This is a genomic window from Formosa sp. A9 (assembly GCF_051200825.1).
Taxonomy (GTDB): Bacteria; Bacteroidota; Bacteroidia; order Flavobacteriales; family Flavobacteriaceae; genus Formosa.
In genome coordinates this window covers 354,826-367,223 of the sequence record NZ_CP195158.1, presented here as the reverse complement: position 1 = coordinate 367,223, position 12,398 = coordinate 354,826, and the positions used below count along the sequence as shown (strand labels likewise).

Below are 12,398 nucleotides of genomic sequence, written 5' to 3'. Positions count from 1 at the left end.
ATTTTTTCCAACAATGCAATACGTATATTTTCTTCTGATTTTTAACAAAAAATCAATTTAATACGTAGTTTAATACTTAAAAAATACGTAATTATTTACACAATTAAAACCTACTACAAAAACGTCATTTCAGGTTTAACATCAATTTAAGGTTTCTAGTTACAGCATTACTTTTTATATATGTAATTTTGAAAAAAAACTGTAAACAAACATCATTTCAAAATGAAATATCACCCTATAAACAGCGATTTATTTATCCACAACAGAGCGCAGTTTAAAGCGCAAATGAAACCAAATAGTTTAGCCGTTTTTAACGCAAACGACATTTACCCAATTGGCGCAGACAGTACCATGCCGTTCCAGCAAGACCGCAATTTATTCTACCTAAGTGGTGTAGACCAAGAAAGTAGTATTTTGGTTTTATTTCCGGATTGTCCAAATCCAAAACATCGCGAAATTTTATTTTTAACCGAAACCAACGAACACATTGCTGTTTGGGAAGGCGCTAAATTAGACAAAGATGCCGCTTTTAAAACCTCTGGCATCAAAACTGTGTATTGGCTTCAGGATTTCGACAAAATTTTTAAGGAAATCATGTCGCAATGCGAAACGGTTTATATAAACACCAACGAACATTACCGAGCAAACACAGAAACCCAAACTCGCGAAGACCGCTTTAACGCCTGGCTTCGCGAAAAATATCCTGCACACAGTGTAGCTAAAAGCAATCCTATTTTACAGCGTTTACGCTCTGTAAAGCATGCCATAGAAATCGACTTAATTCAACAAGCCTGTAACATTACCGAAAAGGGATTCCGAAGAATTTTAAACTTCGTAAAACCGGGCGTAACGGAATATAATATAGAAGCCGAATTCATGCACGAATTCCTTAACAACAGGTCTAAAGGTTTTGCTTACACACCTATTGTTGCTTCTGGTAATAACGCCAATGTGCTACATTACATAGAAAACAATCAGGAATGTAAAGCTGGCGACTTAATTTTGCTGGATATTGGTGCCGAATATGCCAATTATTCGTCGGATATGTCACGAACCATTCCTGTTTCTGGCCGTTTTACCGACCGACAAAAACAAGTGTACAATGCCATTAACCGCGTTAAAAACGAGGCGACAAAAATGCTTGTACCTGGTACCATTTGGGCAGATTACCATGTTGAAGTTGGTAAATTAATGACTTCTGAACTTATAGATCTAGGACTCTTAGACAAAGCCGATGTGCAAAACGAAAACCCAGATTGGCCTGCTTACAAAAAATATTTTATGCACGGCACCTCCCACCATATGGGATTAGACACGCACGACTACGGCATACTTACCGAGCCTATGCAAGCCAATATGGTATTTACCGTTGAGCCGGGCATTTACATTCCTGAAGAAGGTTTTGGCATACGTTTAGAGGACGATGTGGTTATTCAACCTCAAGGAGAACCTTTTAACTTAATGCGCAACATCCCTATTGAAGCCGACGAAATTGAAGATTTAATGAACAGCTAAACACTGGTTATTTCAATATCATTATAAAATAATCCAAAACGAATCTGTTTTGGGTTATTTTTTTATTTTAGCCCATTTACAATATTAATCATTTAACCACCTTTCATGAAAAACCTACTTTTCGCCATGTTCGTTTGCGGACTTTCTCTAGGGAGCTATGCCCAGTCCTCAAGTGTAGAACGTTCTATTTTTAATGTACAAACAAATCTTTTGGGATTATATATTAACAACGAATCACGCCTAACAAACTCAATTGCTTTACGGAGTGAAATTGGGTTAGACGCTGTTATTTGGGGTAATGATTATTATGGAACAGGATACTTAATGACTCCTGTTATTACATTGGAACCGAAATGGTATTACAACTTGAGTAAGCGATTAGAAAAAAATAAACGTATAGACCAAAACAGCGGAAATTTTATTACTTTAAAAACCAGCTATCACCCAGACTGGTTTCTTATCTCTAATAGAGAGAATGTAAGTATAATCAATTTTTTAACAGTTATTCCATCTTGGGGTATTCGCAGAAATCTTGGCACACATTTTAATTATGAAGTTGGTGCTGGCGTTGGAATTGCTCATTATTTCATCAAAGCAGAAGATTATTATTCTGGCGACGAAACTGTAGCAGCTATAGATTTCCATGTTCGAATTGGATACACATTTTAATTGTTGAAACACAACTACCAACAAACAAAAACGACACCCAAAAGGTGTCGTTTTCAATTAAAGATCAGTGATTAAAAACATTATTTAGACCAGAGACATCTCGAAGATGTAACGGTGTAATTTTTGAAGCGTTTCTACTTTATCGCTGGTATTTATTAAAAGTGAAATATTATTATTACTTCCTCCGTAAGAAATCATTCTAATATTTACATCTTGTAAAATCTGAAATAGTTTATGGGTATCTGGATGGTACACAATGTTGTTTCCTACCAAACACACAATGGTTCGGTGCGTATCGACACTAACTTTCGAAAATTCTTCTAATTCCGCTATAATATCATTTAAAAACGTATTGTCATCAATGGTTAAAGACACCGCAATTTCCGAAGTCGTAATCATATCAATAGACGTATGATATTTTTCGAAAATTTCGAATACTTTTTTCAAGAAGCCGTGTGCCTGCAGCATTCTAGCCGACTTAATTTTTATGGCCGTAATGCCATCTATAGCAGCAATTGCTTTAATGCCTTCGCCTTCGGCTTTATCATCTATTAAGGTTCCAAAAGCCTGTGGCTCCATAGTATTTTTAATACGAACAGGAATTTGTAAATCACGAACCGGCATTACCGTTTGCGGATGCAGAATTTTAGCTCCAAAATAAGCTAACTCCGCAGCTTCATCGAATGATAAATGCGAAATCGCATCGGTATTATGAACGTATCGCGGATCGTTATTATGGAAACCATCGATATCTGTCCAAATCTGAACTTCTTCAGCTTCAACAGCAGCACCAATAATACTCGCCGTATAATCGCTACCGCCACGCTCTAGGTTAGACGTTTTTCCATCGGCATCCAAACAAATAAATCCTTGTGTAACGAAAATTTGAGTATCGTTATTTGCATCTAAAATACGATTCAAATTTTGTTTAATGTAAAATGCATCGGGTTCGCTATTTCTGTCGGTACGCATAAAATCGAATGCAGAGACCAAACTCGCTTTAATACCGTCTTGCTGCAAAAATCGACTAAACATAAAAGTAGATAACAACTCTCCTTTAGATACGATTATATTGTACAACAACGTAGAATGCGGTTGTGCCGTAATCTGTTTTAATTCGTTAAAAACGCGCTCTACATACTGCAACGTTTCGGCAACATATTCTTCATTTGTAAGCAATTCGTTTACAACCTCTATATATTTTGCGTGCAAAGCCTCTACTTGCTGTAACGCCGCTTCTGGTTTACCATCTTTAATTGTATTGGAAATTTCCACCAACGCATTCGTTGTACCCGACATCGCCGATAGCACAACAATCTTTCTTCCTCCTTCCGAGATGATGTTCTTAACATTGGTCATGTTTTTTACAGACCCTACAGAAGTACCACCAAATTTTAATACAAGCATAATGTTTAAGTTTAAAGCATCAAAAGTAATCAGGAAGACGATACTTCAAATAAAAATTAAAAAATTGTTCTAAATTTGCACAGAATGTTAAATAATTAACACATGAAAACCATTGCCTCTTGCGTAGAAGAACTACTACTAGCACAACCCTTTCTAGAAGAAGCCATTTCTAGAAACATTGTTAACTACTCGGCATTAGCCAACGAACTTGTAGAGCCTATTAGCGAAATGCTAAGAAAACCCATAAAATCGGGTGCTATTATGATGGCTTTAAGGCGATATTCGCCACCACGCGATTTAGGAAATTCTGTAAGATTAAAAAAAGTATTAAGCAACCTTGGCGATATTACCGTGAGATCTAATTTAGCCAACTACACATACAAAAACTCGAACACACTTTACGAAAGCCATGCAAAAGTAATTCGGCAGGTAGGCGATAAATCTAATATATTTTACGCGTTTACACGAGGCATACACGAAAGCAATATTGTAATATCGAGTTCTGAGCGCGAGCACATCGAAACTTATTTCGCCAACGAAACACGCATAGGTTTACAAACCGACCTTTCGGCCATAAGCATAAATTTACCCGAAGACAACACCAAGATTGCTGGGCTGTATTATCAAATCTTTAAACGATTGGCTTGGGAAGGCATCACATTATACGAAGTGGTATCGACCACCAACGAATTTACAGTACTTGTAGAAGAACAGTACGTAAATAAAGCGTTTTCGGCCATAAAACGCTTACACGCTTAAATCTTAATGGTTTTAGATTATTTAATTTAACAGAGAGCATTTATTTTTGCATTTAAATTGCAGTTATGATTATAGAACACAAAGGCACACCTATATATTATAAAGACGAAGGCAAAGGCACTGCTATAATTCTGCTTCATGGCTTTCTTGAAAATAGCGAAATGTGGAACAACCTAACCCCTACACTATCTAAAAGGAATCGCGTTATTAGTATTGACCTGTTAGGGCACGGACAAACCGGTTGTATTGGCTACATTCATACTATGGAAATGATGGCCGATGCCGTACAAACCGTTTTAACACATTTAAAAATAAGACGCTATTTTGTTGTAGGTCATTCTATGGGCGGCTACGTTGCCTTGGTTTTAGCAGAACGTCTTCCAGATAATATTAAAGGTTTGGTATTAATGAATTCGACCACAAAACCAGATTCCGAAGAGCGCAAAGCTTTACGAAGCAGAGGCATTGAAGCCGCAAAAACCAGTTACAAAACTTTAGTAGAAATGTCTGTTGCCAATTTATTTAGGCCCGAAAACACAAAAAAGTTTGCAAAAGCCATTTCACGATTAAAAAAAGAAGCCTTAAAAACGCCTGTTCAAGGATATATTGCTGCGCAGGAAGGCATGAAACTTCGACAAGATTTTGAAGTCTTACTCCATTTTTCGCCGTATAAGAAAATGTTTATTATTGGAAAAAACGATCCGGTTTTAGACTATAATTCTGTTATTCAACAAACTATAAACACCGAGGTAAAATTAGTGGAATTTCCTGATGGACACATGAGTTATATTGAAAATGAAAGAGAATCCCTACAAGAATTAATGCATTTCATCGAATAATTAATACATTTCGTCGTTTTTTATTATTTTTTTCTATAAGTTTAATACATCAAAACCAACGACTTATGAAAACTACTAATCAAAAAACAGCCTCATTACCAAAACTTTACTGTTCACTTTTTGGTCATAATTATGAAGTTACAAAACAAGTTACTTATTTTGTTAAGGAATACACTTGTAAACATTGCAAACGCGAACTCACAACTAACAGCAATGGTAATCTGATAGAACTAACACCTAAGTTTAGAGAAATTAATTCTATTCTAGAACGCATTCATTCTTCAAAATTAGCCCGTATTAAAAACAGACCATTTACAGAACCATCGTATTTTTAAAAACTACCCTTCTTTATCTGTAGTATTGCTTAAAGCGTTCCACCCTTGCGCTTTTAACGGTATTTTGGTTTCTGCTCTTGTAACCAAGTGCATTCCTGCAGAAGCTTCGGTAATATAACCAATAACGGTTAAATTAGGATTGGCCTTAATTTTAGGATAATCGTCTTGTGAAATAGTAAATAACAGTTCGTAATCTTCGCCACCACTTAAGGCTATTGTAGTACTATCGATATCGAACTCTTCGCACGTACTTATAAACTGCGGATCTAAAGGCAATTTATTTTCGTACAAATCGCACCCTACTTCGCTCTGTTTACAAATATGTATAATTTCCGAAGATAGTCCGTCACTAACATCAATCATAGCGGTTGGCTTAACCTCAAGATCTTTTAAAAGTTTTACAATGTCCTTGCGCGCTTCTGGCTTTAATTGACGCTCAATTAAATAGGTATAAGGCTCCAAGTCTGGCTGACTTTTAGGATTAACCTTAAACACCTGTTTTTCGCGCTCCAACACTTGCAACCCCATGTAAGCACCACCTAAATCGCCTGTAACCACAAGCAAATCGTTAGGTTTAGCGCCATTTCTATAAACTACATCGTCTTGCGTTACCGTACCCATTGCTGTAACAGAAATTAACAAGCCAGTGGTTGACGACGTTGTATCTCCACCTACAACATCTACATTATACAAATCGGCTGCCGCTTGAATCCCCGAATACAATTCCTCTAAAGCCTCTAAAGGAAAACGATTAGAAACCGCTATAGATACCGTAATTTGTGTAGCCATAGCATTCATGGCATATACATCGGACAAATTAACAATTACAGCTTTGTACCCCAAATGCTTTAAAGGCATGTAGGCTAAATCAAAATGCACACCTTCCACCAACAAATCGGTAGTAACCACAACCTGCTTGTCTTTAAAATCTAAAACAGCAGCATCGTCGCCAATACCCTTAACCGTAGTTTCTTGTGTAATTTTAAAATGTTTAGTGAGGTGATCGATTAAACCGAATTCACCTAAAGCACCTAAATCTGTACGTTGTTGATTTTTATCTTCTATCATACTGCAAAAATAAGAAGCTTATTTATAATAAACGACTACATTGTTTTTAAAATCTATTGAAGCATTGACAGAAACATCACATTTAATTCCTTTAAGAAAACGTACAACTAATTAATATTCTGTTATTTTTGTTTATTAAACAGTTCAGGTTTTAAATTGCCTCACGATTAATTAATATTTTAAAAGCCAAAATAGCTATGAAAAAGCTACTTTCCCTACTTTGTATTTCAGCACTACTTTGGTCTTGCTCCGAAGACCAAGACGATAACGCCATAGCCTCTCAATACGCTGCTTTCTCATTAAAATTCACGCACAATTGGGACGGAAATTCAGTATCGAACAACGATTTTAATAACTTAAAATATTTAAACGCCAATGGCGAACAGCTCAGTATTGAGGCATTGCGGTATTTAGTGTCTAATGTTTCATTAGAACACGAAAACGGCGAAATCTACCATTTCGACAACTACAATCTAGTAGACGTTACCAACGCCAACAATCTGGAGTTTTTTGTAACCGACTCCATACCTATCGGGCACTACAACAACGTAAGTTTCACCTTCGGATTTAACGACAACGACAATATAGATGGCATATATCAAGATTTGAATTCGGCTTCTTGGAATGTTCCAGAAACGCTAGGCGGCGGTTACTATTACATGCAATTAGAAGGTAAATTTATAACTCCAAGCACCGACGAAACCATACCCGAAGAAACAGGCTACCAATACCACACGATAAGAGCAGCAGATACATCGGGCACCAGCTTAATTTTAACAGACACTTCTATAAACGTAAACCTTGGCCCTACAACCGTAAGCAACAACAAAGTATTAACGGCAGAAATGAATGTTGCCGAGTGGTTTAAAAACCCCAATTTATGGGACTTAAACACGCTCCACAGCATGCTTACGAGTAATTACGAAGCACAACTTATGATGAACGAAAACGGGCAAAATGTATTTCGCTTAGATTAAAAATCTAAATCTTCATTATCAGTAATTTGCAGTACATTTTATATAAAAATATTGCAGTACAAACCACTATTTTTAGCCTATAAAAAAAATCAATTCTACTATATCCTAATATAATGTAAGGTTGTATGGTAAAACCCTACTTAAATTGTATATTTGCAGTCTATTTAGACATAATGCATTCAATTTATGATTAAAGTATCTGAAACAGCTAAAAAGAAAGTCATCGAACTAATGTCTGATGACGGTTATAACGCTGCCACCGATTTTATCCGCGTAGGCGTTAAAAGTGGCGGTTGTTCTGGTTTGTCGTACGATTTAAAGTTCGATAAAGAACAGCAAGAAGGCGACAAAGTTTTTGAAGATAATGGCGTAAAAATTATAGTAGACAAAAAAAGTTTCCTGTACCTTATAGGAACAACTTTAGAATATTCTGGAGGACTAAACGGCACTGGTTTTGTATTTAACAACCCAAATGCCAACAGAACCTGCGGTTGCGGAGAAAGTTTTTCGCTATAAAGACTTCATATAAAACTAACCAACACAAAAAAACGATTTAACAATAGTGTTTATCTAAAACAGAAAACCTATTAATTTGAAAATAAAGTTAAAGCAGAAACCCTTTAAAAAGCTAAAACAGCACATACGCACTTAACTTTTATAACTTTCAACTTTTAACTTTCAACAGTATTACAACATGAGTAAGTATACAGAGGATGACTTAAGGGAAGAATTAAAAACCAAAGAATACGAATACGGTTTTTACACAGATATCGCATCTGAAACATTTCCTGTAGGTTTAAATGAAGATATTGTACGTGCTATTTCTCTTAAAAAGGAAGAGCCAGAATGGATGACCGAATGGCGTTTGGAATCTTTTAGAATCTGGCAAGATATGATAGAGCCAGAATGGGCCAATGTGCATTACGAAAAACCAGATTTTCAGGCTATTTCGTATTATTCGGCTCCTAACAGCAAACCAAAATACGATAGTTTAGACGAGGTAGATCCAGAATTATTAGAGACCTTCAACAAACTAGGCATTTCGCTAGACGAACAGAAAAAGTTAGCTGGCGTAGCAATGGATGTGGTTGTAGACTCGGTTTCTGTAGCAACTACGTTTAAGAAAACCTTGGCCGAAAAGGGTATTATTTTCTGCTCGATTAGCGAAGCAATTAAAGAACACCCTGAGTTGGTAAAAAAATATATCGGAACGGTTGTGCCTCAAAAAGATAATTTCTACGCTGCACTTAACAGTGCTGTATTTAGCGACGGATCGTTTTGTTACATTCCAAAAGGCGTAAAATGCCCTATGGAATTATCGACATATTTTAGAATCAACCAAGCAGGAACAGGTCAGTTCGAAAGAACTTTGGTTATTGCAGACGAAGGTAGTTATGTAAGCTACTTAGAAGGTTGTACCGCACCAAGCCGCGACGAAAACCAATTGCACGCCGCCGTTGTAGAGTTAATTGCTTTAGACAATGCCGAGATAAAATACTCGACTGTACAAAACTGGTTTCCAGGAAATGCCGAAGGTAAAGGTGGTGTTTACAACTTTGTAACCAAACGTGGTTTATGCGAAACCAATGCTAAAATTTCTTGGACCCAAGTAGAAACAGGATCGGCTGTTACTTGGAAATATCCAAGCTGTGTTTTAAAAGGCGACAACGCAATAGGAGAGTTTTACTCCATTGCCGTAACCAACAATTACCAACAAGCCGACACCGGTACTAAAATGATTCATTTAGGAAAAAACACCAAATCAACCATTATTAGTAAAGGTATTTCTGCAGGAAAATCGCAAAACTCGTATAGAGGTTTAGTACAAATAAGTCCGAGAGCAGAAAATGCTCGTAATTTTTCGCAATGCGACAGTTTACTTATGGGTAACGAATGTGGTGCACACACGTTCCCTTACATTGAAGCCAAAAACAAAACGGCCCAAATCGAGCATGAAGCTACCACAAGTAAAATTGGAGAAGACCAAATTTTTTACTGTAACCAAAGAGGTATTGATACTGAAAAAGCAATTGCACTTATTGTAAACGGTTTTAGTAAAGATGTTTTAAATAAGCTTCCAATGGAATTTGCTGTAGAAGCCCAAAAGCTGTTAGAAATTAGTTTAGAAGGTTCTGTAGGATAACAGCAAAACAACATCATGAAAAAGACACTTATTTTAGTTTTTTGTTTATTAACCCTTGTAGTTGGCTGTAAAAACGACACAAAATCCGACACCTCAGCAACTCCAGAGCAATCAGATTTACAAACCCTTAAAGGCGATTTTGTATATTATGCAGATGCCGCTGTACTGCAAACTTCATCCGAAATTTACGGCGTGGTTATAAACACCAAAATGCACGAACTAAATCAACAAGCCAGTGCGTTTAAAACAGAGCCAACAGACATGGTTCCAGTAGAAGTACGCGGAATTATAATACCAAAACCAGAAAACGAAGAAGGTTGGCCACTTCGTATAGATATTAAAGAAATAGTAAACGTGAGTAAGCCCAAAGCCGAAAACAACAATGTTATAAAATTAGGAAAAGAGTAATGTTAAAGATTAATAATTTACACGCAAGCGTAGAAGACAAAGCAATCTTAAAAGGAATTAACCTAGAAGTTAAGCCTGGAGAAGTACACGCTATTATGGGACCAAACGGTTCTGGAAAAAGTACCCTATCATCTGTAATTGCAGGAAAAGAAGAGTACGAAGTTACCGACGGCGAAATCTTTTTTGATCAAGAAAACATAGAAGAACTATCGGCCGAAGAACGCGCCCATAAAGGCATCTTTTTATCTTTTCAGTACCCTGTAGAAATTCCAGGAGTATCGGTAACTAATTTTATGAAAACAGCGATTAACGAAACGCGTAAAGCTAAAGGCCTAGAAGATATGCCTGCGAACGAAATGTTGAAGTTAATCCGCGAAAAATCGGAGTTGTTAGAAATCGACAGAAAATTTTTATCGCGTTCGCTTAACGAAGGTTTTTCTGGTGGCGAAAAAAAGCGTAACGAAATTTTCCAGATGGCCATGTTAGAGCCTAAGTTAGCTATTCTGGACGAAACAGATTCTGGTTTAGATATCGATGCTTTGCGTATAGTTGCCAATGGTGTTAACAAACTTAAAAGCAAAGACAACGCTGTAGTAGTTATTACACACTACCAACGTTTGTTAGATTATATAGTACCAGACTTTGTACACGTACTTTACAACGGACGCATTGTTAAATCTGGCGGTAAAGAATTGGCTCACGAGCTTGAAGAAAAAGGTTACGATTGGATTAAAGAAGAAATTAATTCTTAACATCACCCTTTTCACATAACATTAGGCTACAAGTAAAACATCTCGATTATCGAGTAAACAGTCGCAGTCGCAGTAATCAGGCCTACTGAAAACTGAAACTAACAACTGAAAACTGAATACAATGGATTTAAAAGAAAAATTAGTGTCTTCATTTATGGCATTCGAAAACAGAATCGATGTCGATGCTCCTGTGCATCAAATTAGAAATGAAGCCATCAAAATATTTGAAACAACAGGCTTTCCTTCAAAAAAAGACGAAGCTTGGAAATACACCTCTTTAAACAGCATTCTAAAACAAGATTACAGTGTGTTCCCTAAACAAGAACACGCCTTAGAATTTAGCGATGTTAAGCCTTATTTTATTCATGATATCGATGCTTATAAAATCATTTTTATAGATGGTAAATATTCGTCGCACTTATCGCAAACTACCCACGATGGCATAGATGCTTGTTTAATGTCTTCGGCCTTAACCAAGCCTAAATACCGCTTGGTTATAGAAAACTATTTTAATAAAGCCGCAAGCAAAGACGGGTTAACCTCGCTTAATACAGCATTTGCTAACGAAGGTGCTTATATTCATATTCCAAAAAATAAGGTAGTAGAAAAACCTATTCAAATCATACATTTTTCTACAGGAAAAGAGGCCGCTTTAATGCTACAACCAAGAAATTTAATTGTGGTTGGCGAAAACAGTCATGTGCAAATAATAGAGCGCCATCAAAGTCTTACAGACCATCCGGTTTTAACCAATTCGGTAACCGAAATTTTTGCTAGTAAACGCGCTATTGTAGACTATTATAAAATTCAGAACGACAACCAAAATGCGTCTTTAATAGACAACACATTTGTAAGTCAGAAACAAGAAAGTCATTGTTCTGTTCACACCTTTTCGTTTGGTGGTAAATTAACGCGTAACAACTTAAACTTCTTCCAAAACGGAGAACGTATAGACTCTACCTTAAATGGCATTACCATTATTGGCGACAAACAGCATGTAGACCACAATACTTTAGTGCACCATATAGAGCCTAATTGCGAAAGCCACCAAGACTACAAAGGCATTTTTGCAGACAATAGTACTGGCGTTTTTAACGGTAAGGTTATTGTAAATAAAGAAGCTCAAAAAACCAACGCATTTCAATCTAACAACAACATTTTATTAAGCGATAAGGCTACAATTAACTCTAAACCACAATTAGAAATTTTCGCCGACGATGTAAAATGTTCGCACGGTTGTACCATAGGGCAACTAGACGAAAGTGCTATGTTTTATTTGCGTTCTAGAGGTATCCCACAAAAAGAAGCCAAAGCCCTTTTAATGTATGCCTTTAGTAATAACGTTTTAGATTCGGTAAAAATACCAGAAGTAAAAACCAGAATTAATAAACTTATCGCTACTAAATTAGGCGTAAACTTAGGTTTCGACCTTTAATTTCAGGAGCTAATTCCAGCTATCGGCAGTTGCTTTTTTCTCGTATCCTCGTAAAAGAGCTCCAACAACTGCCTCTATCTGGGCTAAACAC

Annotated in this window: 13 protein-coding genes; 11 read left to right on the top strand and 2 right to left on the bottom strand. The window is 36.5% G+C overall.

What is annotated here, in order from left to right; all coding sequences use genetic code 11:
• The first annotated feature begins 222 nt into the window (after positions 1-222).
• Together ACR9EA_RS01465 and ACR9EA_RS01460 are read left to right on the top strand one after the other, a co-directional pair.
• On the top strand, positions 223-1,515 hold the full coding sequence (locus ACR9EA_RS01465; protein WP_435136483.1) for an aminopeptidase P family protein: 1,293 nt from the start codon (positions 223-225) through the stop codon (positions 1,513-1,515).
• A gap of 105 nt (positions 1,516-1,620) precedes the next feature.
• On the top strand, positions 1,621-2,184 hold the full coding sequence (locus ACR9EA_RS01460; RefSeq protein WP_435136480.1) for a hypothetical protein: 564 nt from the start codon (positions 1,621-1,623) through the stop codon (positions 2,182-2,184).
• An 84-nt stretch (positions 2,185-2,268) separates the two neighbouring features.
• Here the strand turns inward: ACR9EA_RS01460 and ACR9EA_RS01455 are convergent, their stop codons facing one another.
• Entirely contained in the window at positions 2,269-3,591 is a 1,323-nt protein-coding gene (locus ACR9EA_RS01455; RefSeq protein WP_435136477.1) for an aspartate kinase, read from the bottom strand.
• 102 nt (positions 3,592-3,693) lie between these two features.
• On the opposite strand from ACR9EA_RS01455, the gene ACR9EA_RS01450 reads away from it, so the two are divergent.
• From ACR9EA_RS01450 to ACR9EA_RS01440, 3 genes are all read left to right on the top strand, one after another.
• Positions 3,694-4,350, top strand: coding sequence for a hypothetical protein (locus ACR9EA_RS01450; protein ID WP_435136474.1), 657 nt, complete (start codon positions 3,694-3,696; stop codon positions 4,348-4,350).
• A gap of 65 nt (positions 4,351-4,415) precedes the next feature.
• Positions 4,416-5,189 carry an alpha/beta fold hydrolase gene (locus ACR9EA_RS01445; RefSeq protein WP_435136471.1) on the top strand — a complete coding sequence of 258 codons (774 nt, stop codon included), beginning with the start codon at positions 4,416-4,418 and terminating at the stop codon, positions 5,187-5,189.
• A gap of 65 nt (positions 5,190-5,254) precedes the next feature.
• Positions 5,255-5,524, top strand: coding sequence for a hypothetical protein (locus ACR9EA_RS01440; RefSeq protein WP_435136468.1), 270 nt, complete (start codon positions 5,255-5,257; stop codon positions 5,522-5,524).
• A gap of 3 nt (positions 5,525-5,527) precedes the next feature.
• Here ACR9EA_RS01440 and thiL read toward each other — a convergent pair whose 3' ends face one another.
• Positions 5,528-6,592 carry a thiamine-phosphate kinase gene (gene thiL, locus ACR9EA_RS01435; protein WP_435136466.1) on the bottom strand — a complete coding sequence of 355 codons (1,065 nt, stop codon included), beginning with the start codon at positions 6,590-6,592 and terminating at the stop codon, positions 5,528-5,530.
• A gap of 197 nt (positions 6,593-6,789) precedes the next feature.
• Here thiL and ACR9EA_RS01430 point away from each other — a divergent pair, with 197 nt between their 5' ends.
• The 6 genes from ACR9EA_RS01430 to sufD all read left to right on the top strand — a co-directional run bounded on the left by ACR9EA_RS01430 (position 6,790) and on the right by sufD (position 12,307).
• On the top strand, positions 6,790-7,569 hold the full coding sequence (locus tag ACR9EA_RS01430) for an MbnP family protein (RefSeq protein ID WP_435136463.1): 780 nt from the start codon (positions 6,790-6,792) through the stop codon (positions 7,567-7,569).
• Positions 7,570-7,755: 186 nt separating this feature from the next.
• Entirely contained in the window at positions 7,756-8,085 is a 330-nt protein-coding gene (locus ACR9EA_RS01425) for a HesB/IscA family protein (RefSeq protein ID WP_435136460.1), read from the top strand.
• Between the two features lie 178 nt (positions 8,086-8,263).
• Complete coding sequence (sufB, locus tag ACR9EA_RS01420; protein WP_435136457.1) at positions 8,264-9,712, top strand: Fe-S cluster assembly protein SufB; 1,449 nt, start codon at positions 8,264-8,266, stop codon at positions 9,710-9,712.
• Positions 9,713-9,727: 15 nt separating this feature from the next.
• Positions 9,728-10,120 carry a hypothetical protein gene (locus tag ACR9EA_RS01415; RefSeq protein WP_435136454.1) on the top strand — a complete coding sequence of 131 codons (393 nt, stop codon included), beginning with the start codon at positions 9,728-9,730 and terminating at the stop codon, positions 10,118-10,120.
• On the top strand, positions 10,120-10,872 hold the full coding sequence (gene sufC, locus ACR9EA_RS01410; protein WP_435136451.1) for a Fe-S cluster assembly ATPase SufC: 753 nt from the start codon (positions 10,120-10,122) through the stop codon (positions 10,870-10,872). The genes ACR9EA_RS01415 and sufC overlap by 1 nt, the downstream gene beginning before the upstream one ends.
• 121 nt (positions 10,873-10,993) lie before the next feature.
• Positions 10,994-12,307 carry a Fe-S cluster assembly protein SufD gene (sufD, locus tag ACR9EA_RS01405; RefSeq protein WP_435136448.1) on the top strand — a complete coding sequence of 438 codons (1,314 nt, stop codon included), beginning with the start codon at positions 10,994-10,996 and terminating at the stop codon, positions 12,305-12,307.
• Positions 12,308-12,398: the final 91 nt, after the last annotated feature.